The sequence below is a fragment of the Burkholderia sp. BCC1998 genome, assembly GCF_905339875.1.
GTDB lineage: Bacteria > Pseudomonadota > Gammaproteobacteria > Burkholderiales > Burkholderiaceae > Burkholderia.
Genome location: NZ_CAJPHE010000015.1, coordinates 28195 through 54226, shown reverse-complemented (window position 1 = coordinate 54226; position 26032 = coordinate 28195). Strand labels below are relative to the sequence as shown.

Genomic DNA, 26032 nt, shown 5'->3' with positions numbered 1-26032 from the left:
TCGCCCACGCAGCCGCGTGGCGTGGCAGATCAGAAGGCCGGCACGCCCTGCGCGAGCGTCGCGACGAACTTCGCGGTGCGCGGATCGCGCGGCCGCCCGAACAGCTCGCGCGATGCGCCGGCCTCGACCACGCGGCCATCCGCGAGAAACACCGCATCGTGCGCGACCGACGCAGCCAGGCGCAGGTCGTGCGTGGCCATCAGCATCGTCGTGCCTTCCCGCGCGAGCTGGCGCAACACTTCGACGACTTCGACGGACAATTCGGGATCGAGCGCGGACGTCGGCTCGTCGCACATCAGCACCTGCGGCGACGGCGCGAGCGCGCGTGCGATGGCCACGCGCTGCTGCTGGCCGCCCGACAACGTCGCGGGCCATGCGTCGGCCTTGTTGGCGATACCGACCTTGTCCAGCAACGCGAGCGCGCGTTCACGCGCCTGCTCGCGCGGCCAGCGCTGCACGGTCACGAGCCCTTCCATCACGTTCTGCACGACGCTCAGGTGCGGAAACAACTGGAAGTTCTGGAACACCATGCCGGTCTGACGGCGCACCGCGAACACGTGATCGCGCGACGGGCGGCGCCCCGCCGCGAAGTCGATGCGGGCGTCGCCGACCGTGAGCGCGCCCGCCTCCGGCACTTCGAGCAGGTTCACGCAGCGCAGCAGCGTGCTCTTGCCGCTGCCGGACGGCCCGATCAACGCGGTCACGCTGCCGGGCTGCAATGCGAGGTCGATGCCGGTCAGCACGCGCTGCGCGCCGAACGACTTGTCGATGCGTTCGAGACGGATCATCGCAACTCCGCGTGGAACAGCGCATGGCGCCCGAACCGGAGCTCGAGCCGACGTTGCAGCGACGAGAGCACCGAGCTGAACAGCAGATAGATCAGCGCGGCTTCGGTATAGAGGATCAGCGGCTCGTAGGTGACGGCCGCGATGCGCTGCGCGGCCTGGAATATCTCGGGAACGGTCAGTACAGCCGCGAGCGACGTGTCCTTTACCAGCGAGATGAACGAATTCGACAGCGCGGGCAGCGCGACGCGCGCGGCCTGCGGCAGGATCGCGCGGCGCAGCGCCTGCGCGCGCGTCATCGCCATCGAGTACGCGGCTTCCCACTGCCCTTTCGGGATCGATTCGATCACGCCGCGGATCACCTCGGCGTTGTACGCGCCGACGTTCAGCGAGAAGCCGATCACGGCGGCGGTCAGCGGATCGAGCACGATGCCGACGTTCGGCAGTCCGTAGAAGATCACGAACAGCTGCACGAGCAGCGGCGAGCCGCGAAACAGCCAGATGTAGAAACGTATGGCGGCCTGCGCCCAGCGCGGCCCGAACAGGCGCGCGAGCGCCGCGCCGAACGCGAGCAGCAGGCCGATCGCGAACGACGCGAGCGTGAGCGGAACCGTGAACACGAGCCCTGCCACCAGCAGGGGCCGCAGCGATTCCGCCATCAAGTGCAGCCAGGGCGGCATCGGTCAGCCCCGCGTCACGGCTGCGACACGTCGCGGCCGAAGTACTTCTGCGAGATCTTCGCGTAGGTGCCGTCGGCCTTGAGGTCCGCGAGCGCCCTGTCGATCGCCGCCACCAGCGCGGGACTGCCCTTGCGCAGCAGCACGCCCGATGCATCACCGGCGCCGCTCGTGTCGGTCGCCGCGATCTTCAGTTTCGCGTCGGGCTTGTGCTTGCGGAAATCGAGGTACGACAGCGAATCGTTGATCGTCGCGTCGACGCGCCCCGCGCTCAGCAGGTCGATCGATTCGTTGAAGCCCTGCACGGGCACCACGTCCGCGCCGTGCGCGGCCGCGAGCTTGCCGAAATTGCTGGTCAGCGTGTTCGCGGATTTCTTGCCCTTCAGGTCGTCGAACGAGCGGATCGACGTGTTGTCCGCACGCACGATCAGCACCGCGCGGGACGTGATGTACGGCGTCGAGAAATCGTATTTCGCCTTGCGCGCATCGGTGATCGACACTTCGTTGACGACCGCGTCGTAGCGGTTCACGTCGAGGCCCGCGATCAGCCCGTCCCACTTGCCTTCGACGAACTCCGCCTTCACGCCGAGCCGTTGCGCGATCGCGCTCGCGATGTCGACGTCGAAGCCGGTCAGCTTGCCCGACGCATCGTGATACGTGAACGGTGCGTACGTGCCTTCGGTGCCGACCCGGAACACGCCGGCCGACTTGATCTGCGCGAGATCGTCGGCCGCCAGCGCGCTCGTGACGGCAGTGGCCTGCAGCAATGCGACGACCAGGATGGAGCGAAGGAATTTCATGGTGCGGACCCCGAACGATGGAAGGGAGTGGACCCGCCGGCCCGAACGGCCGCGCGAGAGGTCCGCGAATTCTACCGACGCGCCGATATCCGGCAAAAACGCAAATCCGCTAACGATATGAGCGCGTCGAATAACGCGCCGGCGAGTCGCGCCCATTCCGCAGACGAAATCCCACGCGATGCAGCGCGGCGATCGTCTGACGAATCGTTACCTGCGGTTACAGAAGCGACACTGCGGTATCACCCATCGGGCATGCGCTACGTACCATGAAGGCAGGTAAAACGATTGCTCGCGGGCCTGGTCCCCGCGGACGGAGTGAACGGCAAATGAGACGCATCCTGTTGTCCAGTGCCGTCGGCATCGCGGCCGCCTGCCTGTCGGCAAGTGCGTTCGCGCGTGCCGACGTCGGCGTGTATTTCGGCGTGCCGGGGCCCGTGATCGAGGCGCCGCCGCCTGTCTACTACGCGCCGCCGCCGCCCGTCGTGTACGAGCCGGCGCCCGCCTATTACGGCCCGTACTACGGCGAATACCGCTACCGCTACTACCGGCACGACAACGGCTGGCATCGCGGCTGGCGTCATCACCATCACGACGACGATTGACCGTCGCCTGGCGGCTGTCGCGGCCGCCTCCCGTCATGGGGAAATTGCGCGCGCCGGCCTTCGAGCCGGCGCGTGTGCATCACACACCGCTCACCACGGCAGCGAGTAGGTCTTCGTGTTCGTGAAGCTCTTCATCGCCTCCTGCACGCCTTCCTTGTAGCCGAGGCCCGAATCCTTCACGCCGCCGAACGGCGTCAGTTCGAGCCGGTAGCCCGGCACCTCGCGCACGTTCACGCTGCCGACTTCCAGCTCCGTGATGAAGCGCGTGATGCTGTCGAAGCGGTTCGTGCAGACCGACGACGACAACGCATAGTCGGTGCTGTTCGACATCCGGATCGCCTCGTCGATGTCGCGAAAACGCATGATCGGCGACACGGGCCCGAACGTCTCGTACTTCACGAGCGGCATGTCGGGCGTCACGCGATCGACGACCGTCGGCGAATACAGCGCGCCGTCGCGCACGTTGCCGACCAGCAGCCGCGCACCGCGTGCAATCGCGTCGTTCACCTGCTGCTCGCAGAACTTCGCGGCCGCTTCGTCGATCACGGTGCCCATGTCGACCGACGGATCGGCCGGGTTCCCGTAGGCCCACGCGCGGGTTTTCTCGACGACCAGCTCGGTGAAGCGATCGGCCACCGCCTCGTGCACGAGCATCCGCTTGATCGCGGTGCAGCGCTGCCCCGAGTTCTTGTACGAACCCGACACCGCGAGCGTGCTCGCTTCGTCGAGATCGGCGTCCTCCATCACGATGATCGGATCGTTGCCGCCGAGTTCCAGCACCGCGCGCCGGTAGCCCATCCGCGACGCGATCGACTTGCCGATCGACACGCCGCCGGTGAACGTGATCAGGTCGATCGCCGGATTCGTGATCAGCTCGTCGGCGATCTCCTTCGGGTCGCCGGTGATCACCTGCAGCATCTGCGGCGGCAGGCCGGCTTCATACAGGATGTCCGCGAACAGGTAGCACGACAGCGGCACCTTCTCCGACGGCTTCACGACGATCCGGTTGTTGGTCGCGACCGACGGCACGACCTTGTGCGCGACCTGGTTCATCGGATGGTTGAACGGCGTGATCGCGGAAATCACGCCGAGCAGCGGTTCGCGCTGCGTGTACACGCGGCGCTTCTTGCCGTGCGGCGTCAGATCGCACGAGAAGATCTGTCCGTCGTCCTTCAGCACTTCGCCCGCGCCGAACGTGAGCACGTCGGCCACGCGCCCGGCTTCATACGTCGAATCCTTGATGCACAAGCCGGCCTCGGCCGTGATCAGCGCCGCGATCGCGGCGGTGCGCGCACGCACGATGTCGGCCGCGCGGCGCAGGATCGCCGCGCGTTCGTGGCGCGTGAGCGACGGCCGGTACGCACGCGCGACCGCGAATGCGCGCCGCACGTCGTCGAGCGTCGCCTTCGGCACGGTGCCGACGAGCGAGCCGTCGTACGGGTTGCGCACTTCGATTACCGCATCGCGCTGAATCCTTTCACCATCGATTCGCAGTGCTTCACGATGAACCGTGCGAACCTCCGTCGATGCTGCAATGGCGTTCATGAGTGTCTCCTGGCGGATGCGTCCGCGTCACTGCAGATGGTTGAGCGCGATGTCGATGATGTCGAAGTTGCGCAGCCGCGCGCGGCCCGCGACGTCGGTCGCGACCGGCTTGCTGAAGATCAGCGGCACGATCTGCTCGGAGATCCCGCCGTGCGAGCGCAGCGGCACGTCGAGGCCCGACAGGTCGTGCTTGATGCGGCGCGTGCCGAGCACGACGTCCTGCTTCGAGATCACGATCAGGTCGCCCATCCGCTCGGGCGGCAGCTCGAAGCGCGCGCAGCCTTCGGCGCCCGTCAGCACGACCTCGATGCCGTCCACCGCGGCGAGCCGCGCGCGCAGCGCGTCGGCATCGGCGTCGTCCGGCACGTAGACGGTCGCGAACGAGCCGAGCGCGCCGTGGTGCACGACGTACGGATCGGTGATCGGCAGGATCACGCGCGCCGCGTCGTGGCCGAGCCACTCGTCGAACAGCTCCTGCAGGTAGATCACGTTCGGCTCGCCGGTCTCGCCGTCGTGCTTCGCGTTCATCCCGTGGTCGGCCGTGATCGCGACGATCGCGCCGAGTTCGTCGAGGCGCTTCAGGTACGCGTCCATCATCTGGTAGAACGCGTTCGCGCCGTCGGTGCCGGGCGCGCATTTGTGCTGCACGTAGTCGGTCGTCGACAGGTACATCAGGTCGATCGTGCGCGTCTCGAGCAGGCGCACGCCGGCCGCGAACACGAACTCCGACAGGTCTGCGCTGTACACGCTCGGCACCGGCTTGCCGACCAGCTCGAGCACGTTGTCGATGCCGTTTTCCTCGAGGCTCGCCTCGTCCGCTTTCTCCGACGAGAAGCAGATGCCCTTGAGCCCCTTGCCGAGCAGGCGGCGCAGCTTGTCCTTCGCGGTGACGACCGCGACGCGCGCGCCCCGTTCCGCGAAGGTCGCGAGCACGGTGGGCGCGACCAGGTACTTCGGATCGTTCATCAGCACCTCGGCGCCGGTGTCGCGATCGTAGAAGTAATTGCCGCTTATCCCGTGGATCGCCGGCGGCACGCCGGTAACAATCGACAGGTTGTTCGGGTTCGTGAAGCTCGGCACCACGCACTCGCCCTTGAGCGCCGTGCCCGGCTTCAGCAGCGTGCGCAGGAACGGCGCGACGCCGGCCTCGGCCGCCATCTCGAGATACTCATAGGCGCAGCCGTCGACGCAGACCACCACCACGGGGCGGCGCATCCAGTTGTAGCGGCGGCCGTTCACTTCCACGGATACAGGCGTTTCAGTCATGACGTTCAGTCCTTTCGGTTCGAAGGGGTTGAGCTGTCGGCGCCCGCGCCGCGCCGAGGAGGTGTTTTCCATGCTTGACATTAAAATTGATGATTTGTAGATTGTCAACAACATGCAGAGAACAGAAAGCAAAAGACGGAAACACGAGGCAATACGAAGAGGGCTGGTCTCCACTCATCCGCCGCATGCCGCGGCGCCACGGTCAAGGGGTCTGAAGATGAACGAAGTGCCGGTACAGAAGCGTTTCAATGCATGGGCGACGGGCGCGGCGCGCGTCGCGCTGGCCGCCGCGGTCGCGCTCGGCGCGGCGCAGGCGGCACACGCGAAGACGTCGCTGCTCGTCTACACCGCGCTGGAGGACGAGGCGATGAAGCCCTACAAGGACGCCTTCGAGAAAGCGAACCCCGACATCGAGATCCGCTGGGTGCGCGACTCGACCGGCTCGGTCACCGCGAAGCTGCTCGCGGAGAAGAACAACCCGCGCGCGGACGTCATCCTCGGCCTCGCCGCGTCGAGCCTCACGCTGCTCGACCTGCAGGGGATGCTGATGCCGTATGCGCCGAAGGGCTTCGACCAGCTCACGCGCAAGTACAGCGACGCGAACACGCCGCCGCACTGGGTCGGCATGGACGTGTGGGGCGCGACGATCTGCTACAACCGCGTCGCCGCGCAGGCGAAGAACATCCCGAAGCCGACGTCGTGGGAAGACCTGACGAAGCCGGTCTACAAAGGCGCGATCGTGATGCCGAGCCCGGTGTCGTCGGGCACCGGCTATCTCGACGTCACCGCGTGGCTGCAGACCTTCGGCGACGACAAGGGATGGAAGTTCATGGACGCGCTCGACAAGAACGTCGCGCAGTACGTGCATTCGGGCTCGAAGCCGTGCACGCTCGCCGGCACCGGCGAATTCCCGATCGGCATCTCGTTCGAGTTCCGCGGCCATGAACTGCAGGCGCAGGGCGCGCCGATCGATCTCGTGTTCCCGAAGGAAGGGCTCGGCTGGGACATGGAAGGCACCGCGATCATGAAGACGACCAGGCAGCCCGACGCCGCGAAGAAGCTCGCGGACTTCATGGCGAGCAAGGACGCGAACCAGATCACCGCGCGCTGGTGGGCGATCGTCGCGTACCCGGGCGTCGCGCGCAAGCTCGCCGGCATCCCCGACAACTATGCGGACCTGCTCGTGAAGAACGACTTCGTGTGGTCGGCGAAGAACCGTCAGTCGATCCTCGATACCTGGCAGAAGCGCTACGGGGCGAAAGCACAGCAATGACGCGGCGCTAACGCCGCACCAGGCAGCGGGGCCGCGACACGCGCCGCCCCGCCTCCCTTCCGATCGTCGTATCCGGCCCGCATCCGGGCCGCCCGCAGCGTGGAGGCGTGCATGGCACCCTATCTGAGCGTAGAACGCATCGAAAAGCGGTACAACGACACACAGGTCCTCACCGACATCAACCTGAGCGTGATGAAGGGCGAGATGATCTGCTTCCTGGGGCCGTCCGGCTGCGGGAAAACCACGCTGCTGCGGATCATCGCGGGGCTCGAGGCGCAAAGCGCCGGCCACATCATGCAGGACGGCCGCGACATTTCGCGGCTGCCGCCGCAACTGCGCGACTACGGGATCGTGTTCCAGTCGTACGCGCTGTTTCCGAACCTCACCGTCTTCGACAACGTCGCGTACGGGCTCGTGAACCGCAGGATGAAGCGCGACGCGATCCACGAGCGCGTGCATACGCTGCTCGCGCTGGTCGGCCTGCCCGACAGTCATCGCAAGCATCCCGGTCAATTGTCCGGCGGCCAGCAGCAGCGCATCGCACTCGCGCGCGCACTCGCGACGTCGCCCGGCCTGCTGCTGCTCGACGAGCCGCTGTCGGCGCTCGATGCACGCGTGCGCGTGCGGCTGCGCCAGGAAATCCGCGCGCTGCAGCAGCGGCTCGGCGTGACGACGATCATGGTCACGCACGACCAGGAAGAGGCGCTGTCGATGGCGGACCGCATCGTCGTGATGAATCACGGCGTGATCGAGCAGATCGGCACGCCGCTCGAAATCTACCGGCAGCCCGCGTCGCCGTTCGTCGCGGACTTCATCGGCCGCGTCAACACGATTCCCGCCGAAGTCGCGCAGGACGGCACGCTGCGTGCGGGCGGCGTCGGCTTCGACTGCCGGCATGGCGCGACCCGGCCGGCCCAGGGCGCGGCCGTGTCGGTCTACGTGCGGCCCGAGGATCTGCGCATCCGCATTCCGGGTGAAGCGGCCGACAACGTGCTGGCCGGCCGCGTCGAGAAGCTCGAGTTCCTCGGCGCGTTCTGCCGCGTGAGCTTCCGGATCGACGGGCTCGACGGCCAGGAAATCGTCGCCGACCTGTCGTATCGCGACGTCGACCGCACCGGCGTGCAGGCCGGCGCGCGCATCGACCTCGCGCTCGATCGCGAGCATGTCCGCGTGTTCCCGAGCGCGAAGGAGCGACTGCAATGAGCGCCGTCCTCACCGAACGCCGCCGCGGCGCGGCCGCCTCCGCCGACGTGCGGCAGCTCACGCACTGGCACGACCGCATCGCACAGCTCGCGCTCGTTGCGATGGCCGCGCTGATGTCGCTGTTCCTGCTGCTGCCGCTCGCGCTCGTCGTGCAGAAATGCTTCGTCGATACGGACGGCCGTTTCGTCGGCGCACACAACTTCGTCGAGTATCTCGAGGACAGCGGCGTGCTGCGCTCGATGCTCCATTCGCTGACGGTCGGCGCGCTCGTCACGATGATCGTCGTGCCGATGGCGTTCACGTTCGCGTATGCGCTGACGCGCTCGTGCATGCCGCTGAAGAACGCCGCACGCACGATCGCGCTCTTGCCGCTGCTCGCGCCGACGCTGCTGTCCGCCGTGTCGTTCATCTACTGGTTCGGCAACGCGGGGCTGCTCAAGCCGCTGCTGCACGGCCACTCGATCTACGGACTGCCGGGCATCGTGCTGAGCATGGTGTACGCATCGTTTCCGCACGTGCTGATGATCCTCGTCACCGCGCTGTCGCTCGCGGACGGCCGGCTCTACGAAGCCGCCGACGCGATGGGCACGAGCCGCATCCGCAAGTTCTTCACGATCACGCTGCCGGGCGCGAAGTACGGGCTGATCAGCGCGACGATGGTGGCCTTCACGATGTGCATCAACGACTTCGGCGTGCCGGTGGTGATCGGCGGTTCGTACAACGTGCTGTCGACCGACATCTACAAGCTGATCATCGGGCTGCAGGACTTCAACCGCAGCGCGGTCGTGAGCCTGATGCTGCTGTGCCCGGCGCTCGTCGCGTTCGGTGTCGACTTCTTCATCCGCCGCCGCCAGCAGTCGCAGCTCGGCGCGCGCTCGACGCCGTACCAGCCGAAGCCGTCGCGCGGCTTCGACGCCGCGATGCTCGCATACTGCGCGCTGGTGTGCGCGTTCTTCATCGCGGTGGTCGGCATCTCGGTGTTCGCGTCGTTCGTGAAGTTCTGGCCGTACCAGATGAGCGTCGGGCTGCAGCACTACGAGATGGGGCTGATCGGCGCCGGCATCTTCGACGCGTACAAGAACAGCCTGCGGATGGCCGCGACCGTCGCGCTCGGCGGCACGATCGTCGTGTTCGGCGGCGCCTACCTGATCGAGAAGACCCGCGGTGCACGCTGGCTGCGCGGCTTCATCAGCCTGTGCGCGATCCTGCCGATGGGCGTGCCGGGCCTCGTGCTCGGCATCAGCTACATCTTCCTGTTCAACGCGCCCGGCAATCCGCTGAACGGGCTGTACGGGTCGCTGTGGCTGCTCGCGATCGTCACGGTCGTCCACTACTACGCGTCGAGCCACCTGACCGCCGTCACCGCGCTGCGGCAGATCGACAGCGAGTTCGAGGCCGTGTCCGCGTCGCTGAAGGTGCCGTTCTACAGGACCTTCCTGCGCGTGACCGTGCCCGTGTGCCTGCCCGCGATCCTGCTGATCGCGCGCTACTTGTTCGTCAACGGGATGACGACGGTCTCCGCCGTCGCGTTCCTGTACTCGCCGGACACGCAGCCCGCCTCCGTCGCGATCCTGAACCTCGACGACGCGGGCCAGATGGGCCCGGCCGCCGCGATGGCGACGCTCGTGCTCGCGACCTCGTCGTTCGCGTGCGTGCTGTTCGCCTGCATTTCGCACCGCCTGTTGCGCCGCACGCAGGCCTGGCGCACCCCGCACCGCCGCTGATCCGTTCGCCGCATTCACGTGACGTCCCGACTTCACCAAGGAGACACCATGACGCTCGCCACCCAGCCCATCCTGCTCACCCCCGGCCCCCTGACGACCTCGGAGCGCACGCGCGACGCGATGCTGCGCGACTGGGGTTCGTGGGACAGCGACTTCAACGCGATCACCGCGCGGCTGCGCGAACGGCTGCTGCAGATCGTGCACGGCGAAGGCACGCACGAATGCGTGCCGCTGCAGGGTAGCGGCACGTTCTCGGTCGAGGCGGCGATCGGCACGCTCGTGCCGCGCGACGGCCACGTGCTGGTGCCGAACAACGGCGCGTACTGCCAGCGCCTCGCGAAAATCTGCCGCGTGCTCGGCCGCACGCTCACGACGATCGACTACAGCGAGGACCGCCGCGTCGATCCGGCCGACGTCGAGCGCGCGCTCGCCGGCGATCCGACCATCACGCACGTCGCGCTCGTGCACTGCGAAACCGGCGCCGGCGTGCTGAACCCGCTGCACGAGGTCGCGCAGGTCGTCGCGAAACACGGCCGCGGGCTGATCGTCGACGCGATGAGCTCGTTCGGCGCGATCGACATCGATGCGCGCACGACGCCGTTCGACGCGGTGATCGCCGCGTCCGGCAAGTGTCTCGAAGGCGTGCCTGGGCTCGGCTTCGTGATCGCGAAGCGCACCGCGCTCGAACGCTGCGAAGGCAACAGCCATTCGCTCGCGATGGACCTGTACGACCAGTGGGTCTACATGCAGCGCACGACGCAGTGGCGCTTCACGCCGCCCACGCACGTGGTTGCGGCGCTCGATGCGGCCGTCGCGCAATACGTCGACGAAGGCGGCCTCGCCGCGCGCGGCGGCCGCTACCAGCGCAACACGCGCGCGCTGATCGACGGAATGCGCGCGCTCGGGTTCCGGCCGTTCCTCGATTCCGCGATCCAGGCGCCGATCATCGTCACGTTCCACGCGCCGGACGATCCGAACTACGACTTCAAGCGCTTTTATCAGGAGGTCAAAAAGCGCGGCTACATTCTGTATCCGGGCAAGCTGACCGAGGTCGACACGTTCCGCGTCGGCTGCATCGGCCACTTCGGCGAAGCCGGCATTCCGGGCGCAGTCGCCGCGATCGCCGACACGCTGAAGGCGATGGGCGTGCGGCGCGTGTCGGCCGAAGCGGCGGCCTGACGCGAGGCATCCGCCCGCACCGCGGCGCGCGGCCGATCGCCGTGCGTTGCGGTGCGGCGGGTTCGCTTTCGTTTTGCGTTTTACCGCCGTGTGCGGCACGGCAATTCTCTCGACCCTAACCGGCACGACATTCGATGCGACCCTTCTGGATCGAACAAGCACTGTTCAACGACGGCGATCTCGCCCCCGCGCTGCAGGGCACGATAGAGGCCGACGTCTGCATCGTCGGCGGCGGCTTCACGGGACTCTGGACCGCGATCCAGGCGAAGCAGCAGAACCCGGCGCTCGACATCGCGATACTCGAGGCCGACCTGTGCGGCGCCGGCGCGAGCGGGCGCAACGGCGGGTGCCTGCTCACGTGGTCAGCCAAATTCCTGACGCTGCGGCGCCTGTTCGGCGAAGCGGAGGCGATCCGGCTCGTGAAGGCGTCGGAGGCGGCCGTCCAGCACATCGCGGACTTCTGTCGCACGCATCGCATCGATGCCGAACTGCGGCTCGACGGCACGCTGTACACCGCGACGTCGCGCGCGCAGGTCGGCACGCTCGCGCCGGTGCTCGACGCGCTCGCCGCGTGCGGTATCCACAGCTACGAGCCGCTGCCGGCCGCTGAAGTCGCGCGCCGTTCGGGCTCGGCCCGCAATCTCGACGGCGTGTATTCGCCGATCGCCGCGACCGTGCATCCGGGCAAGCTCGTGCGCGGGCTGCGCCGCGTCGCGCTCGAGATGGGGATCCGGATCTACGAGCGCACGCCGCTCGTCGACTTCACGCCAGGGCAGCCGGCCGTCGTTCGGACGCCGTCCGGCAGCGTGCGCGCCGGCAAGCTGGTGTTCGCGATCAACGCGTGGATGGCGAGCCGCTTCCCGCAGTTCGAGCGCACGATCGCGGTCGTGTCGAGCGACATGGTCATCACCGAGAAATGCCCGGAACTGCTGGAACGGACCGGGCTCGTCGACGGCGTGTCGGTGCTCGATTCGCGGATCTTCGTGTACTACTACCGCACGACCGCCGACGGCCGGCTGATGCTCGGCAAGGGCGGCAACACGTTCTCGTGGCGCAGCCGCATTGCGCCGGTGTTCGACCGGCGCTCGCCGTACGAGGCGCAGCTCACGCAGAGCCTGCGCGAATTCTTCCCGTCGTTCGCGGGCGTGCCGGTCACCGCGAGCTGGAACGGCCCGTCGGACCGTTCGGTGACGGGCTTCCCGTTCTTCGGCCGCCTCGATGGCGCGCCGAACGTGTTCTACGGCTTCGGCTATTCAGGCAACGGCGTCGGGCCGACCTACATGGGCGGACAGATCCTGTCGTCGCTGGTGCTCGGCCTCGACAACGCGTGGACGCGCAGCCCGATCGTACGCGGCCCGCTCGGCCATTTCCCGCCGGAGCCGATCCGCTATGTGGGCGCGCACGTCGTGCGCAATGCGATTCGTCGCAAGGAGCGTGCGGAGGATGAGAGCCGGCGGCCGGCGATGGTCGACACGTGGCTCGCGAAGTTCGCGAGCGCGGCGGGGAAGGCGGACAAGGCGTGATGGCGGGCGCCATGCAATAAAGGGGCAAGTAACGCACGGCGCTCGTGAACGTTGCGGCATCGCCGATTTTTATCGAAACGCGTGTATCGCCTCACCAGATCGCGAACACGCGAAGTCCTTCGATAGAACAAGTCAAATCACCAGCGTGGTGTCTTCTCTCGAACCGGCGGCGCTGCATGCAAATAACCGCATGAATATAGGACGCGTCCTGCCGCACACGATCCATATCTTCGGGTCCACGATTCCAACATGCCGCTATCGGCGGTCGATAGAGTCGTACCGGGATAGCGTCTTGAATTATCTGCATTGCCAACAAATCGGGATGCAACGCGATACCATCGACTCCCTCATCAACTCGCCCGACGACATCCGAAGAAATGACACGGTTTCTTCTATTGCCCGCACTCATCGTGATGATCAGCGCATGCTCGAACCGCCTGGATGAAAAATGGACGGCGCTTCAAGACATGCCTGCCTTCGCCGAGCCGAATGACGATCGAACCCAGCCCGTCTTTACGATCAGGAAAGGCGAATCCTGCGTGCCATTGGCGGATCGCGCCGCAAAAATCTACGCCTACACACAGGTGCGCTGCGAGACTGGCACCGGCTGGGTCCTGGACGATTTCTTTGATAAACGGAGCGGCAAATGATCAACGCGCCGACGATCACCCCAATCGGCTCGGATCTCGTCATCTTCGGCAGGAACTGAACCCGCCAGGCACAACGCGCATCGCGCACCGCACGTCACCATGCGAACGATGTAAACACAAAAGGCGCTGACCGATCGGTTCAGCGCCCTGTCGCCATCGACGCGCGCGGTGAAACCCGCGCCGCAACCCGCTCACGCGCCGGCCTTCTCCCGCGCCGCCTTCCCCGCCGCAGGCAACCCCTGCTCGTGCGTGCGGCGCATCCGCGCGAGGCCGTGCGCGACATGCTCGCGCACCAGTGCGACCGCCTTCTCCTCGTCGCCGCTCGCGAGCGCCTGCACGATCTTGTCGTGCTCGGCCGCCGACACCGCGATCGCATCCTCCTCGGCCTCGATCGCGGCCTGGCGCAGCAGCCCGAGCTGGCGCACGAGCCGGCGATAGGTGTCGGTGAGATGCGTATTGCCGACGCCGACCACCATCGCGTCGTGGAACTGCACGTTCAGCTCGGTATAGCGCGTGACGTCGTGCGTCTTCGCGGCATCCTTCATCGACTGGATGATGCCCTTCAGCACCTTCAGCGTGTCGGGCGAAATGCGTTTCGCGAGCGCGCGCGCGACCGACTCGTCGAGCATCGCGCGCACTTCGTAGATCTCTTCGGCCTCGCGCAGCGGCACGACGCGCACCGTCACGCCGCGATTCTTCTCGTTGCGCAGCAGCCCGGCCTGCTCGAGCGCGCGGAATGCTTCGCGCACGGGGCCGCGCGACACGTTCAGCTTGGTCGCGATATCGACTTCGTTGAGCTTCTCGCCCGGCGCATATTCGCCGGACACGATCGCGCGCTCGAGCATGTCCTGGACAATCATCGCGAGCGACTGGCTTTGCAGGAGTTCGATGGCGTTGAGCGCGTTCGGGGCAGTCATGGTCGGGCAGGCAGCGACGCTGCGGAAGAAAAACGAGGGCGCCATGTCGGCGAATGATCGTTATATACCCTCGGCCCGATACATTGTCAACAGTTTTCAGTTTCCAAAAACCGGTTCCGCGTGCCGGAACGCGACCGGCACGCGGCATCGTGCGGCCGGCGTGAGCACGCCGGACCGCACCGATGCGGGCCTGCCGTCAGGCCGGCTGCTTCACCGGCCCCGGGTCGCTCTGGCTCGGCCGCCCCGTCTCGACGTGGCCCGCGAAGCGGCGCACGACCTTGTCGTCGCCACCGCGCAACGTGGTCGCGGTGATCGTCAGATCGTACCAGCCGTGGCTCGACGACAGCTCGAAGTGATCCTCGATGCGCTCGCCCGGCTCCAGCGTGTAGCTGCGTGCATGCGCATGGCTGTACGCGTTGTCGACGACCACGCGGCACGCCGCGCCGCCGCTGTTGCGCAGCTGCAGGTACACGTGGCGGTTGCGCACGTCGTAGCCGACCTTCGCTTCCGGGTTCGCGTGGCGGCCGTCCGCGGCCAGCCGCGTGTTGCCCTGGAATTCGCACAGATAGCCGTTCGGGCCATACGCGGCGAGATGGTAGTCGCCGCGCGCGGCCGACGTGCTCCAGATATCGGCGAAGCGGTCGTGCGACGACACCGCGTAACGACGCGGCGGCGTCGCCGGATTGCGGCGGTCGTACACGTAGAATGCGGCGCCCGCGTCACCCGAGTTCGCGAAATCGAGCGACACGCTGTCGTCGCGGCCGTTCACGCGGGCATGCACGAACAGCTCGTACGGCAGCGCCCGCGCCGGACGCGTGCCGGGCTCCTGCGCCGGCATCAACTGCTGCGCGGGCACCTGGTACGCCTGGCCGGCCGTCTGGATGTGCTGCGGCACCGTGAAGCTCACCGTGCGCGTATCGGGTCGCGCGGAGAAATCGAATGCCGACGTGAGGTCGCCGCAGACCGAGCGGCGCCACGCGCTGATGTTCGGCTCCTGCACGCCGAAGCGCGCTTCGAGGAAACGCAGCACCGACGTGTGGTCGAACGTCTCCGAGCAGACCCAGCCGCCCTTCGTCCACGGCGAGATGATGATCAGCGGCACGCGCGGCCCGAGGCCGATCGGCTGGATGCCGCCCGGGTCCGCGCCCGGCACGAGCGGGCTCATCTCGCCCGGGTACTTGTTCAGGTCGAGCAGTTCGTCGCCGAGGTTCGACAGCAGGTTCGACGACACGATGCCCTGGCCGCCCACGCCGCTCGTGACCGGCGGCACCGGCGGCACGACGTGGTCGAACAGCCCGTCGTTTTCGTCGTAATTGAGGATGAACACCGTCTTCGCCCACACCTCGGGGTTCGACGTCAGCGCCTCGAGCACCATGTTGATGTAGAACGCGCCGTCGGTCGGCGACGCCTGCGGGTGTTCGCTGTACTTGTACGGCGACACGATCCACGACACCTGCGGCAGCCGGTTCGCCTGCACGTCGGCCTTCAGCTCGGCGAGCGTGTGGTCCGACGCGCCCTTGTCGACCAGCGGGCCGCTCGCGCCTTCCTTCACCTGGAAGCGCTTGAAGAACATCAGCGAGTTGTCGGTGTAGTTGTCGGTCGGGTCGCCCGGGATGCCCGTGCCGCCCTGGTACAGCTTCCAGCTGATCTTCGCGTTCTCGAGGCGTTCCGCGTAGGTCGTCCACGTGTAGCCGTTCGTGTTGTTGCGCTCGCCGATGCCGGGGCCGTTCGGCTGCGTGCCGTACACGTTGCGCGAATCGATCGTGCCGGTCCACAGGTAGATGCGGTTCGGCGCCGTGTCGGCGTGCGCGGAGCAGAAGTACGAATCGCAGATCGTGAACGCGTCGGCGAGCGCGTAGTGGTACGTGAGGTCCTGGCGCTTCAGGTAGCCCATCGTCAGCACGTCCTGCTTCTGGTTCACCCACTGGTCCCACTGGCCGTTGTTCCAGGACAGGTGGCCGCTGCTCCAGCCGTGGTTGGTGCCCGGCTGGAATTCGGTCGTCTGCTTCGGGTCGAGATAGAACGGCAGCACGTACGGCGCGGACGGGTCGAGCCCGCGCGAGTGGTAGTTCTTCGTGAACACCGACGCCGGCGGCTGCTGCCACACCGGCGCGCCGTTCGGCAGCAGGTGCGGGCGCGGGTCGTTGAAGCCGCGCACGCCGCGCAGCCCGCCGAAGTAATGGTCGAACGAGCGGTTTTCCTGCATGAAGATCACGACGTGTTCGACGTCGCGGATCGTGCCGGTGCGATAGGCGGCCGGCATCGCGAGCGCCTTGCGGATCGCCGGCGGGAAGCCGGCGTAGGCGGCCATCGCGCCGGCCGACTGGGCGGCGAGGCGCAGGAAATCGCGTCGATTGGTGGCGGACATGAAGAGGATCCTGTGGGTCGGTAAGGGTGGCGCCGGTCGAGCGGGGCCGGCGGTCGGTGCGTTGCCGCTATTACTCCGCACCGGCATGTCCCGGCCGTGACCGGTTCCAGCAGGTTTCTTGCGGTCACCCCCAGCTTTTTTTCGAAGCGGCGCACGACGCACCTTTCACGTGGCCGACACACGCATGCGCTACGCTGACGCGCGATGAAGAGGGGGGAGAAGCCGAGTCGTGTTCGATCAGCTGAAGGCGTTCCACGCGACCGTCCGGCAGGGCAGCATCACGCGCGCCGCGCGCCACCTGGGCGTGAGCCAGCCGACGATCGCCGCGCAGATCCGGCAGGTCGAGCAGCTGTACGGCGTCGAGCTGTTCTATCGCAGCGGCCGCAAGCTCGAGGTCACGGAGACCGGCATCGAGCTGCTGCCGCTCGTCGAGAAGATGATCGCGCTCGAGGCGCAGGCCGACATCATGCTGCGCAACGTTGGCGGCCTGTTCGAAGGCCATCTGCGGATCGGCGCGACCGGGCCGTACTACATCATGGACGCGGTCGGCCGCTTCTCGCACGCGCATCCGTCGATCGCGCTCACGTGCCGGATCGGCAATTCCGAGGAAATCCTGCAGGCGCTGCACGAATTCCGCATCGACCTCGCGGTGTCGTCGCAGCGCAATGACGCGGACGGCCTCGAACGCAAGGTGATCTCGACCGATCCGCTCGTGCTCGTCGTGCATCGCGACCATCCGCTCGCACGCTTCGACGCGATCGACGCCGCGCAGCTCGCCGACGTGCGGCTCCTGATTCGCGAGGAAGGGTCGGTCACGCGCCGCTGCACGGAGACGATCCTCGCGGCGGCCGGGGTCGCGGCCACGTCGGTCGCCGAGATCGGCAGCCGCGAAGCGATCCGCGAGGCGATCCTGCATGGCGTGGGCGGAAGCCTGTTTCCGCGCGGCGAGGCCGAGCGTCACCCGGACCTGCGCGTCGTCGCGCTGCGCGGCGTCGACACGACGATCGACGAATACGTGTACTACCTGAAGGCGCGCCGCCAAAGCCCGGCGATCGATGCGTTCCTCGCGTGCATCGTACCGGCGCAGTCCGCGACCCGCGACGCAACGCACGCGACGCGGCCGGTGAACGCGCGCTGAGCCGCCGCGCGTTCGTCGGCTTCGCGTCTTTCCCTTCGCGCTTCCCGGCGCGTTTCCCGCGTTGTTCCCGCGCCTTCCGTCGTTGCGTTCCTCGTGCCTTCCTTGCCGCTTCCCGCCGCGCGTCACTTCGGCAGCGCGGGGATCATCCACGTCAGCACGTGCTGCTGCAGGAACACGAGCACGCCGAGCAGCAGCGTGAGAATCACGCTGTGCCAGAAGGTGCGCGCGAACACGATGCCTTCCTGCCCCTTCAGGTCGGTCGTCGAGACGCCCGTCGCGATGTTCTGCGGCGAGATCATCTTGCCCATCACGCCACCCGACGAGTTGGTCGCGGCCATCAGGACCGGATCGAGGCCGAGCTGCCGCGCGGCGACCACCTGCAGGTTGCCGAACAGCGCATTGCCGGACGTGTCGCTGCCGGACAGGAACACCGCGATCCAGCCGAGCGACGCCGACACGAGCGGGAACAGCGCGCCGGTCGACGCGACACCGGTGCCGAGCGTGTAGCTGATTCCCGAGTAGTTCAGCAGGTACGCGAGCCCGACGATCATCATCACCGTGATGATCGCGATCCACGTCTGCCGCCACGTCTTCACCACGCATTCGAGGAACGCGCCGGCGCCGGTGCGCGTCAGCACGGCCGTGATGATCGCCGACAGGAGGATCGCGGTGCCGGTGCCGAGCGGCTGGAAGTCCCAGATCGCCGCATACGGCTTGTGGTACAGCGACACGAAGACCGCGTTGTGCAGGCCCGGCCACTTGATCTTCACGTCGCCGATCGCCGCGATGTTCGCGTGCACCCAGACGATCACGACCACCGACACGACGATCCACGGCAGCCAACCGCCGAAGCCCGCGCGCGCGGCGCCGGCCGTCGCGGGCACGCTGCGCGCGAGCGCGTATTGCGGATCGGGCTGCGGCTTCCACACCTGCAGGAAGCCGATCGTGACGATCAGCGACGTGAGCGACGACAGCACGTCGGTGAGCTGGTAGCCGAGGAAGTTCGACGTGACGAACTGCGCGATCGCGAAGCTCGCACCCGACACGAGCAGCGCGGGCCACAGTTTCGAGATCGAGCGCAGGCCGCCGTACGCGCCGACCACGTAGAACGGCAGCAGCAGCGCGAAGAACGGCAGTTGCCGGCCGACCATCGCGCCGAGCGTCGCGGGCGGCAGCGACGTGACCGCGCCGAGCACGGTGATCGGCACGCCGAGCGCCCCGAACGCGACTGGCGCCGTGTTGAACAGCAGCGTGTAGGTGAGCGCTTCGAGCGCGGGGAAGCCGAGCGCGATCAAGAGTGCGCTGGTGATCGCGACCGGCGTGCCGAACCCGGAGATCCCTTCGAGCAGGCAGCCGAAAGAGAACGCGACGACGAGCAGCACGAGGCGGCGGTCGTCGGGCAGGTGGTCGAGCATCCACTGCCGGAACTGGTCGAAGCGGCCCGACTTCACCGCGATGTTGTACAGCAGCAAGGCGTTGAACACGATCCACATCACCGGCACGACCGCGAGCGCCATGCCGGCGCCGACCGCGTTGAACGCGAGGCCGGCCGGCATGCCCCACGCGCCGATCGCGACCGCGAGGCCGGTGACGAGGCCGGCGAGCGACGCCTGCCATGCCGGCCGGCGCAGCACGCCGAGCGCGATCAGCGCGACCGCGATCGGAATCACCGCGACGAGGAACGACAGGAACAGCGAGTTGGCGACGGGCGTCAACGGCTGCGCGAACAGGATGCCGGGCGGCAGGGTTACGGTGGGATTCATCGTGTCTCGTGTCTCCGTGTCGACAGGAGTTAGCGCTTTAGCGCTTACTCCTGTCCCATGCTTCGCGGTCGACAGACGTTAGCGCTTTAGCGCTTACTCCTGTCCCATGCTTCGCGGTCGACAGGAGTTAGCGCTTTAGCGCTTGCTCCTGTCCCATGCTTCGCGGTCGACAGACGTTAGCGCTTTAGCGCTTGCTCCTGTCCCGTATCAAACGTGCGTTCCACGACGGCGAAGATCGCCCGACGCTTGCGCATGCAACCATGCCGCAGCGCCGACCGATCGGTCGCTTAAAAAAGGTTAGGAGGCGCATCGCGCTTGCACAAGGAGGGCAAGCCCGATGCGCGCGGCGTCGACACGCTGAATCCGCCGCACGCTGAACGCCGGCTGGCGCCGCACTGACACGCACGCCAGCGAGCCGCCGGCGCAATGTTGCTCAGGCGACAAAGGTGACTGACGGCACGCGGGGTGTTTCGTTTGGCGTCCGAAGCCTAGACTGGCTGCATCGATTCCGCCCGCGCCGACGAAGGCACGGCGCCGGACACCTCACGGAGCAAACACGATGAAGACCATGAAACTTGCGGCGTGCGCATTCCTGCTGATCGGCTCGACTGTCGCCGCCCAGGCCCAGGCCGCGTCGACGCTGACGCGCGCGCAAGTTCGCCAGGAACTCGCGGAACTGCAGGCCGCCGGCTACCGGCCGAGTCTCGCCAGCAGCCCGGACTTTCCGCAAAACATGCAGGCGGTCATGCAGCGCGCCGCGCAGGCGCGCGGCGACGCGGCCGGCTACGGCAGCAACGGCCATGCGAATGTGGAATCAGGAAAACCGGCACTGCCGCGCGTGGTCGATCGCGACACGTACGCGCATCACTGAAGCGGACGAAACCGGGCCGGGCGCGTGACTGCGCAATCCGCCTGCCCGCCGCGCAACGCGCAGCGGGCCGCGGCCGTCAAACGCTGAAGCGGTTCAGCGTATACGCACGATAGGCCGCGACGAACGCGTCGAACGATCCGGCCTCCTTCGTTTCCAGCTCGGCCTGCTCGGCCAGCGACTTCGCGGCGAGCGCCTGCTCGGCGCGCATCGTCTCCGCCGACGGCGGGTTCGCGCGGAAATGCGCGGCATGCGCCTCGCTGTGCGCGCACGCAAACGCGAGGAACGACTGCCCGTTCTCGCGCATCGTGCGCAGCACGCGCGCCGACGGCGTGCGCTCCGGATCGGCGAGCTTCTCGCGCTGCGCGGCAATCGCTCGCACATGCTCGTCGCCACCGCGGATCTCGTCGAGACGGCGCCCGACGGTTTCGATATCGGTCATCAGGTCGTCCGCCCAGGCCTGCAGCGCGACCGGCTGGCCGTCGCGCGTCAGCGTCAGCCCGGGCTTGCGCCCGTCCATCGTCACGCTGCCGAAGTTCGCGTTCGCTTCCTTGTACGCGTCGCAGTCGAGCGCGGGGCTCTCGTCGAGCGCGCACGCGAGCAGGAATGCGTCGATGAAGCGCGCGGTCTCCAGCGCGATGCCGGTCGGCTCGAACGGATCGATGTCGAGGCAGCGCACTTCGATGTACTGCACGCCGCGCGACGCGAGCGCATGCAGCGGCCGCTCGCCCGAATACGTGACGCGCTTCGGCCGGATCGTCGAGTAGAACTCGTTCTCGATCTGCAGCACGTTCGTGTTGATCTGGATCCACTCGCCGTCGCGATGCGTGCCGATCGCCTCGTACGGCGGATACGGCTCGCTCACGGCCTTCGACAGCGCGTCGAGATAGCCGGGCAGCGTGTTGTAGTCGACTTGCAGCGCGGCCTGCGCGGTCGTGTTCGAGTAACCGAGGTCGCTCATCCGCAAGCTCGTCGCATATGGCCGGTACAGCGTATCGGCGTCGAACGTGTCGAGCTTGTGCGGCTTGCCGCGCAGGAACTTCGTGTCGAGCGCGGGCGACGCGCCGAACAGGTACATCAACAGCCAGCTGCGGCGGCGGAAGTTGCGGATCTGCGCGAGATAGCGCTCCGACTGGTAGTCGACCAGCGTGGCCGTCGAGCCCTCTTCCGCATGCAGGCGCCGCCACACTTCCTCGTGCAGCGAGTAGTTGTAGTGGATGCCGGCGATGCACTGCATCGTGCGGCCGTAGCGATACGCGAGGCCGCGCCGGTACACCGTCTTCAGGCGGCCGATGTTCGACGTGCCGTAGTCGGCGATCGGGATTTGATCGTCGGCCGGCAGTTGGCCCGGCATCGACTCGTTCCACAGCATCTCGTCGCCGAGCGACGCATACACGTAGCGGTGCAGATCGTCGAGGCGTTCGAGCGTGATCGACGCGTCGGCTTCCGCCGGCGTGATCAGTTCGATCAGTGCTTCGGAATAGTCGGTCGTCAATGACGGGTGCGTGAGTGCCGAACCGAGCGCGCGCGGATGCGGCGTGAACGCGATCATCCCGTCGCGCGTCACGCGCAGGCTTTCCTTTTCGATGCCGCGCAGGCCGTCGGGCAGATGCTGCCGCGTCGGGCCCGAGCTCAGCGCTTCGAGACGATTCAGCAGCAGTTCGGACTGGCGGTGAGTCATGGTGTTCGACATGGAGACGCAAGTGCGTGACGGCCGCGCGCAGGATGCCGCGCGGCCGGCTGGATTATTGGTCGCTTCGTTGGTAGCGGGCACTTTAACATCTCGCCGTCACGCGCGCTTGAGGTGACTCCGGGTGGTGCGCGCCCGCCGCGGCGGGCCGCCGAGCGGGCCGATGGAGACGATCGCCGCGCGCGCGGCGGACCGTCCGTCGGCACCGCCGGACGCGACGATCACGCGAAATTCGTCGGAAGTAACATGAACCGTGCACGCCACGGCGCCGCCAGGTGCAACCCGCGCAGCCGAACCCGCGATGCGTCGCCGTCACGCTCGAGCCGCCCGCACGCCGGGGGATGACGGCCGCCGGAACGGGGTGATCGCCGTCAAGCGTCGCAACCGTGAGCACCGCCGACCGATCGCTGCCGGCCCGGCGCCGTTTGCGGGTCGCAGCGCGGCCCTGCCCCGCGCACCCGCCGGCCGGCCGCGGCGACCGTCATCCGCCGCGCGCGCCGCGGGCCCGGTCGGCCACGTCGTTCCACAGATGCAGCGCCGCATACGCGCGCCACGGCCGCCAGCCTTCGGTGCGGCGCTTCTGGCTCGCGAGCCGGTCGAGCGACGGATCGCGCGCGGTGATCGACTGCATCAGCACGAGATCGGACGCCGGCCATGCGTCCGGGTCGCGCCACGCACGCATCGCGATGTATTCGACGGTCCACGGGCCGATGCCGGGCAGGTCGAGCCAGGCGCTACGCAGCGTCGCGAGATCGGCCTGGGCGGGATCGAGCGGCACGTGGCCGGCCGCCACCGCGCGCGCCACGCCCGTCAGCGCCGCGGCCCGCTTGCCGGGCATTCCGATCTTCTCCAGATCGCAGGCGGCGAGCGCGTCCGGCGTCGGGAAACGCCAGGCGGGCACGCCGTCCGGCGCCGCCATGCCGTCGTCGTGCGCGACGCGCTCGCCGGCTCGCTGGACGAGCCGGCCGACGATCGTCGTCGCCGCCTTCACGCTCACCTGCTGACCGACGATCGCGCGCACCGCGAGCTCGAATCCCGACCAGGCGCCCGGCACGCGCAGCCCCGGGGCTGCATCGACGAGCGGCGCGAACCACGGATCGCGCGCAAGCCCGCTCCCGATCGCGGCCGGGTCGGCGCCGAGGTCGAACATCGACGCGACGCGGCGCGCGAATGCATCGTCGACATGCCGCGCGGCCGCCCCGTCGACCGTCGCGATCAGGCAATGCCGGCGCGGATGCTTCGTGACGGTCAGCCGGCCCGCTTCGCCGTGCAGGTCGACGATGCGGCGATACACGCCGTCGACGACCTGTTCGACGCCCGGAATCGCCCGTCCGCTGAAGAAGCGCAGCACGCGCGCCCAGTCGTACGGCGCCTTGAAGCGCAGTTCCATCTGCGCGGACGGCGGCACCTGGCCGCCATCCGCGATCGACGTAATCGTGGTTTTTTCGATGCTCAAACTGCGTTGCCCTCCGCAACGGCTTCGGTTTCATCGTCGTGCGCATGCCGCGCCTCGGACGCGAGCAGCGTTGCCTTGCGGCGTACGCCCCAGCGATATCCGGCGAGCGCGCCGCCCTTCTGAACGACACGGTGGCACGGAATCGCGAGCGCGACCGGGTTCGACGCGCAGGCCGATGCGACGGCCCGCACCGCACGCGGCGCGCCCAGTGCCTCGGCGATCTCCGAGTAGCTGCGCGTTTCGCCGTACGGGATGTGCGTCAGCGCTTCCCAGACGCGCTGCTGGAACGCGGTCGGCGCGATGTCGAGCGGCAGGTCGAACGCGTGCCGCGTGCCGTCGAGGTAGGCGCGGATCTGCGCGACGAACGGCGCGAGCCGCGACGGCGATTCGACCAGTTCCGCACGCGCGAACGCATCCGTCAGTTCGCCGACGAGCGACGCCGGCTCGTCGCCGAACGCGATCCGGCAGATGCCCTGTTCGGTCGCGGCGACGAGCACCGTGCCGAGCGGCGTCGACGCGGTCGCGTAGTCGATCCGCAGGCCGGCGCCCTGGCGACGGAAAGCGGACGGCGCCATGCCCAGTTCGCGCGGCACCGATGCGTAGAGCCGCGACGGCGAGTTGAAACCCGCGTCGACGGCCGCCTGCGTAACCGGCTGCCCGCTTTGCAGCGCCTCGCGCAAGGCGGCGCCGCGCTGCGCGGCCTGGTACTGCCGCGGCGATACACCGACTACGCGCTTGAACAGCCGCTGCAGGTGGAACGGGCTTACGTGCACGGCGTCGCTCAGTTGCTGCAGCGTGAGCCGCTCCGCATGCGCGTCGAGCACCGCGCAGGCACGATTGACGATCTCGAGCTCGCGCGGCAGCCCTTCCGGCTGGCAGCGCTTGCACGGACGAAAACCGGCCGCGCGCGCGTCGGCCGGACTGGCAAAGAAGGACACATGCTCGCGCCGCGGCAGCCGCGACGCGCAGCTCGGGCGGCAAAACACACCGGTCGTGCGCACGGCGTAGAAGAACGCGCCGTCCGCATGCGGATCGCGGGCGGTCACGGCGCCCCAGCGGGCATCGTCGGTCGGATAGGCGGTTTTCATCTGAACCTCGCACTCTCTAGTGTAGATGGTGCCTACTCTAGACATCGGCATGGGCCGTCGCGCCCTGAATCTTGCTCTGTGATTCGCACCGGCGAAACCGGGGGCACATCGCAGTCGATCAATCGGACGAAACACCGCGCAAAGCGCTGCTCCGGCACCTCTTTCGTCATCGTCGCGTCACCATTTTGCTGCAGTGCGGCTGCGACCAATCGCCATCCTGACCATTTTTTACACTCGGAATATTGCAACGCACCATCGCCGTGTGTATAGTTGGAACTGTCTCCTCCATGTCTCCTCCTGATATGGATTAAGCCCGTTCCGCTCTGCGTGAACGGGCTTTTTTTCGTCCGTCGATCGTGCAGCATTGCGGCATCCGTCGCCGGCGCGGTCTACACTCGGTGCACGCCATCCGAAGGAGTGCCCCGCTCATGAAACCGACCATCCGCGCGATCGATCACGTCGTGCTGCGCGTGACCGACATGGCTGCGATGACGCGCTTTTACTGCGATGCCGTCGGCTGCCACGTGGAGAAGGAACAGCCCGACCTGGGCCTCGTGCAGTTGCGTGCCGGCGACGCGCTGATCGACCTGCTGACGGTCGGCGGCCCGATCGATCGTCCCGACAGCGGCCCGCCCGGCACCGGCCGCAACCTCGACCATCTGTGCCTGCGCGTCGAGCCGTTCGACCCCGACGCGCTGATCGAGCATTTCGCCGCGCATGGCGCGCGCCCCGGCGCCCCCGCCGATCGCTACGGCGCCGGCGGCTACGGGCCGTCGATCTATCTGTTCGATCCCGAAGGGAACATGCTGGAATTCAAGGGGCCGCCCGCCGCGTTCGGCTGAGCGGCGCGCCGGCCGTCACGCGTCGGCGAACGGCTTCAGCACCGTCCATTCGACCGCGACCGGATCGTGGTCGGCGCTCGAGATCCAGGCGGCGCCGTCCTGCACCGTGCACTGCAGGCGCATCGTGCGCTCGGCGAGACGCCCGAGCGCGGCCGCGACGCCGTCGGCCAGCGACAGCACCTGCACGTTGCGCAGCCGCTCCACCTTGCTGCGCACGCCCTGCCACCAGATATCCGAGGTCTTGCCGCCGTACGCAATCACCGTGACCTGCCCGGCGCGGCCGGCCGCCTTCGAGATGCGCCGTTCGTCGGGCTGGCCGGCCTCGATCCATACGTCGATCGCACCCGTCAGGTCCTTCTGCCACAGATCGGGCTCGTCGACGTCCGACAGCCCCTTGCAGAATTCGAGACGCTCGTGCGCGAACAGCGCGAACGCGACGATGCGCACCATCATCCGGTCGTCGGTTTCAGACGGGTGACGGGCGACCGTCAGCGCGTGATCGGCGTAGTAGTGCCGATCCATGTCGGCGATTTGCAGCTCGGCTTTGTAGATCGTGGATTTCAGCGCCATGCGGATACGGCCCGGGCGGGCATTCGGTTCGGTCGGGCCGTGATGATACCGAATGCGCGCCGCCCGGCGCGTGACGGGCGCGCCACAGCACGACGGCCCGGCATC

22 protein-coding genes are annotated in these 26032 nt (G+C 67.7%); 10 read left to right on the top strand and 12 right to left on the bottom strand.

Annotated elements, in window-relative coordinates:
• Window positions 1–29 precede the first annotated feature (29 nt).
• The 3 genes from U5A56_RS23920 to U5A56_RS23910 are packed head-to-tail and all read right to left on the bottom strand — an operon-like array spanning window position 30 to window position 2262.
• Window positions 30–788: an amino acid ABC transporter ATP-binding protein gene (locus U5A56_RS23920; RefSeq protein WP_321924872.1), complete on the bottom strand. Its 759-nt coding sequence runs from the start codon at window positions 786–788 to the stop codon at window positions 30–32.
• Complete coding sequence (locus U5A56_RS23915; RefSeq protein WP_044847337.1) at window positions 785–1465, bottom strand: amino acid ABC transporter permease; 681 nt, start codon at window positions 1463–1465, stop codon at window positions 785–787. The genes U5A56_RS23920 and U5A56_RS23915 overlap by 4 nt, the downstream gene beginning before the upstream one ends.
• 14 nt (window positions 1466–1479) lie before the next feature.
• Window positions 1480–2262, bottom strand: coding sequence for an amino acid ABC transporter substrate-binding protein (locus U5A56_RS23910; RefSeq protein WP_044847336.1), 783 nt, complete (start codon window positions 2260–2262; stop codon window positions 1480–1482).
• Window positions 2263–2588: 326 nt separating this feature from the next.
• Between U5A56_RS23910 and U5A56_RS23905 the strand changes: the two genes are divergently transcribed.
• Window positions 2589–2864 (top strand): hypothetical protein, encoded by a 276-nt coding sequence (locus U5A56_RS23905; RefSeq protein WP_044847335.1) that lies wholly within the window; start codon window positions 2589–2591, stop codon window positions 2862–2864.
• A 90-nt stretch (window positions 2865–2954) separates the two neighbouring features.
• Here the strand turns inward: U5A56_RS23905 and phnY are convergent, their stop codons facing one another.
• Both phnY and phnA read right to left on the bottom strand, forming a co-directional pair.
• Window positions 2955–4409 carry a phosphonoacetaldehyde dehydrogenase gene (phnY, locus tag U5A56_RS23900; protein ID WP_044847334.1) on the bottom strand — a complete coding sequence of 485 codons (1455 nt, stop codon included), beginning with the start codon at window positions 4407–4409 and terminating at the stop codon, window positions 2955–2957.
• Window positions 4410–4436: 27 nt separating this feature from the next.
• Window positions 4437–5675, bottom strand: coding sequence for a phosphonoacetate hydrolase (phnA, locus tag U5A56_RS23895; RefSeq protein ID WP_321924869.1), 1239 nt, complete (start codon window positions 5673–5675; stop codon window positions 4437–4439).
• A gap of 217 nt (window positions 5676–5892) precedes the next feature.
• On the opposite strand from phnA, the gene U5A56_RS23890 reads away from it, so the two are divergent.
• The 6 genes from U5A56_RS23890 to U5A56_RS23865 all read left to right on the top strand — a co-directional run bounded on the left by U5A56_RS23890 (window position 5893) and on the right by U5A56_RS23865 (window position 13227).
• Window positions 5893–6948, top strand: coding sequence for a putative 2-aminoethylphosphonate ABC transporter substrate-binding protein (locus U5A56_RS23890; RefSeq protein WP_321819458.1), 1056 nt, complete (start codon window positions 5893–5895; stop codon window positions 6946–6948).
• 111 nt (window positions 6949–7059) lie between these two features.
• Window positions 7060–8151 (top strand): putative 2-aminoethylphosphonate ABC transporter ATP-binding protein, encoded by a 1092-nt coding sequence (locus tag U5A56_RS23885; RefSeq protein WP_044847331.1) that lies wholly within the window; start codon window positions 7060–7062, stop codon window positions 8149–8151.
• A complete protein-coding gene (locus U5A56_RS23880; RefSeq protein ID WP_321924864.1) occupies window positions 8148–9875 on the top strand; it encodes a putative 2-aminoethylphosphonate ABC transporter permease subunit in 1728 nt (575 codons plus the stop codon). The genes U5A56_RS23885 and U5A56_RS23880 overlap by 4 nt, the downstream gene beginning before the upstream one ends.
• Before the next feature lie 48 nt (window positions 9876–9923).
• Window positions 9924–11054, top strand: coding sequence for a 2-aminoethylphosphonate--pyruvate transaminase (locus U5A56_RS23875; RefSeq protein ID WP_321924862.1), 1131 nt, complete (start codon window positions 9924–9926; stop codon window positions 11052–11054).
• A gap of 134 nt (window positions 11055–11188) precedes the next feature.
• The gene (locus U5A56_RS23870) at window positions 11189–12577 is read left to right on the top strand and encodes an FAD-dependent oxidoreductase (RefSeq protein ID WP_321924860.1); all 1389 of its coding nucleotides are present in this window, start codon (window positions 11189–11191) and stop codon (window positions 12575–12577) included.
• Window positions 12578–12954: 377 nt separating this feature from the next.
• The gene (locus U5A56_RS23865) at window positions 12955–13227 is read left to right on the top strand and encodes a hypothetical protein (RefSeq protein WP_321924858.1); all 273 of its coding nucleotides are present in this window, start codon (window positions 12955–12957) and stop codon (window positions 13225–13227) included.
• 191 nt (window positions 13228–13418) lie between these two features.
• Here the strand turns inward: U5A56_RS23865 and U5A56_RS23860 are convergent, their stop codons facing one another.
• Window positions 13419–14144 (bottom strand): phosphonate utilization associated transcriptional regulator, encoded by a 726-nt coding sequence (locus U5A56_RS23860; RefSeq protein ID WP_044847361.1) that lies wholly within the window; start codon window positions 14142–14144, stop codon window positions 13419–13421.
• A 196-nt stretch (window positions 14145–14340) separates the two neighbouring features.
• A complete protein-coding gene (locus tag U5A56_RS23855) occupies window positions 14341–16512 on the bottom strand; it encodes a phosphocholine-specific phospholipase C (RefSeq protein WP_321924856.1) in 2172 nt (723 codons plus the stop codon).
• 229 nt (window positions 16513–16741) lie between these two features.
• On the opposite strand from U5A56_RS23855, the gene U5A56_RS23850 reads away from it, so the two are divergent.
• Window positions 16742–17650: a LysR family transcriptional regulator gene (locus U5A56_RS23850; RefSeq protein WP_124520576.1), complete on the top strand. Its 909-nt coding sequence runs from the start codon at window positions 16742–16744 to the stop codon at window positions 17648–17650.
• Window positions 17651–17772: 122 nt separating this feature from the next.
• On the opposite strand, the gene U5A56_RS23845 is transcribed toward U5A56_RS23850, so the two are convergent.
• Window positions 17773–19413, bottom strand: a complete 1641-nt coding sequence (locus tag U5A56_RS23845) for an L-lactate permease (RefSeq protein ID WP_321924854.1) — start codon at window positions 19411–19413, stop codon at window positions 17773–17775.
• A 559-nt stretch (window positions 19414–19972) separates the two neighbouring features.
• Between U5A56_RS23845 and U5A56_RS23840 the strand changes: the two genes are divergently transcribed.
• Entirely contained in the window at window positions 19973–20284 is a 312-nt protein-coding gene (locus tag U5A56_RS23840) for a DUF4148 domain-containing protein (protein ID WP_124666583.1), read from the top strand.
• Between the two features lie 76 nt (window positions 20285–20360).
• Here the strand turns inward: U5A56_RS23840 and gshA are convergent, their stop codons facing one another.
• From gshA to ada, 3 genes are all read right to left on the bottom strand, one after another.
• Entirely contained in the window at window positions 20361–21974 is a 1614-nt protein-coding gene (gene gshA / locus U5A56_RS23835; protein ID WP_321924852.1) for a glutamate--cysteine ligase, read from the bottom strand.
• A gap of 478 nt (window positions 21975–22452) precedes the next feature.
• Window positions 22453–23427 (bottom strand): DNA-3-methyladenine glycosylase family protein, encoded by a 975-nt coding sequence (locus tag U5A56_RS23830; RefSeq protein ID WP_321924850.1) that lies wholly within the window; start codon window positions 23425–23427, stop codon window positions 22453–22455.
• Complete coding sequence (gene ada, locus U5A56_RS23825; protein ID WP_044847321.1) at window positions 23424–24515, bottom strand: bifunctional DNA-binding transcriptional regulator/O6-methylguanine-DNA methyltransferase Ada; 1092 nt, start codon at window positions 24513–24515, stop codon at window positions 23424–23426. The genes U5A56_RS23830 and ada overlap by 4 nt, the downstream gene beginning before the upstream one ends.
• Before the next feature lie 428 nt (window positions 24516–24943).
• On the opposite strand from ada, the gene U5A56_RS23820 reads away from it, so the two are divergent.
• A complete protein-coding gene (locus U5A56_RS23820; protein WP_321924848.1) occupies window positions 24944–25357 on the top strand; it encodes a VOC family protein in 414 nt (137 codons plus the stop codon).
• A 15-nt stretch (window positions 25358–25372) separates the two neighbouring features.
• On the opposite strand, the gene U5A56_RS23815 is transcribed toward U5A56_RS23820, so the two are convergent.
• Window positions 25373–25927, bottom strand: a complete 555-nt coding sequence (locus U5A56_RS23815) for a YaeQ family protein (protein WP_124486733.1) — start codon at window positions 25925–25927, stop codon at window positions 25373–25375.
• Window positions 25928–26032: the final 105 nt, after the last annotated feature.

What these genes read in the sequence shown, in the direction of transcription:
- U5A56_RS23920 (WP_321924872.1), bottom strand. Translation starts at nt 788, where the DNA reads ATGATCCGTCTCGAACGCATCGACAAGTCGTTCGGCGCGCAGCGCGTG.
- U5A56_RS23915 (WP_044847337.1), bottom strand. Translation starts at nt 1,465, where the DNA reads ATGCCGCCCTGGCTGCACTTGATGGCGGAATCGCTGCGGCCCCTGCTG.
- U5A56_RS23910 (WP_044847336.1), bottom strand. Translation starts at nt 2,262, where the DNA reads ATGAAATTCCTTCGCTCCATCCTGGTCGTCGCATTGCTGCAGGCCACT.
- U5A56_RS23905 (WP_044847335.1), top strand. Translation starts at nt 2,589, where the DNA reads ATGAGACGCATCCTGTTGTCCAGTGCCGTCGGCATCGCGGCCGCCTGC.
- phnY (WP_044847334.1), bottom strand. Translation starts at nt 4,409, where the DNA reads ATGAACGCCATTGCAGCATCGACGGAGGTTCGCACGGTTCATCGTGAA.
- phnA (WP_321924869.1), bottom strand. Translation starts at nt 5,675, where the DNA reads ATGACTGAAACGCCTGTATCCGTGGAAGTGAACGGCCGCCGCTACAAC.
- U5A56_RS23890 (WP_321819458.1), top strand. Translation starts at nt 5,893, where the DNA reads ATGAACGAAGTGCCGGTACAGAAGCGTTTCAATGCATGGGCGACGGGC.
- U5A56_RS23885 (WP_044847331.1), top strand. Translation starts at nt 7,060, where the DNA reads ATGGCACCCTATCTGAGCGTAGAACGCATCGAAAAGCGGTACAACGAC.
- U5A56_RS23880 (WP_321924864.1), top strand. Translation starts at nt 8,148, where the DNA reads ATGAGCGCCGTCCTCACCGAACGCCGCCGCGGCGCGGCCGCCTCCGCC.
- U5A56_RS23875 (WP_321924862.1), top strand. Translation starts at nt 9,924, where the DNA reads ATGACGCTCGCCACCCAGCCCATCCTGCTCACCCCCGGCCCCCTGACG.
- U5A56_RS23870 (WP_321924860.1), top strand. Translation starts at nt 11,189, where the DNA reads ATGCGACCCTTCTGGATCGAACAAGCACTGTTCAACGACGGCGATCTC.
- U5A56_RS23865 (WP_321924858.1), top strand. Translation starts at nt 12,955, where the DNA reads ATGACACGGTTTCTTCTATTGCCCGCACTCATCGTGATGATCAGCGCA.
- U5A56_RS23860 (WP_044847361.1), bottom strand. Translation starts at nt 14,144, where the DNA reads ATGACTGCCCCGAACGCGCTCAACGCCATCGAACTCCTGCAAAGCCAG.
- U5A56_RS23855 (WP_321924856.1), bottom strand. Translation starts at nt 16,512, where the DNA reads ATGTCCGCCACCAATCGACGCGATTTCCTGCGCCTCGCCGCCCAGTCG.
- U5A56_RS23845 (WP_321924854.1), bottom strand. Translation starts at nt 19,413, where the DNA reads ATGAATCCCACCGTAACCCTGCCGCCCGGCATCCTGTTCGCGCAGCCG.
- U5A56_RS23840 (WP_124666583.1), top strand. Translation starts at nt 19,973, where the DNA reads ATGAAGACCATGAAACTTGCGGCGTGCGCATTCCTGCTGATCGGCTCG.
- gshA (WP_321924852.1), bottom strand. Translation starts at nt 21,974, where the DNA reads ATGTCGAACACCATGACTCACCGCCAGTCCGAACTGCTGCTGAATCGT.
- ada (WP_044847321.1), bottom strand. Translation starts at nt 24,515, where the DNA reads ATGAAAACCGCCTATCCGACCGACGATGCCCGCTGGGGCGCCGTGACC.
- U5A56_RS23820 (WP_321924848.1), top strand. Translation starts at nt 24,944, where the DNA reads ATGAAACCGACCATCCGCGCGATCGATCACGTCGTGCTGCGCGTGACC.
- U5A56_RS23815 (WP_124486733.1), bottom strand. Translation starts at nt 25,927, where the DNA reads ATGGCGCTGAAATCCACGATCTACAAAGCCGAGCTGCAAATCGCCGAC.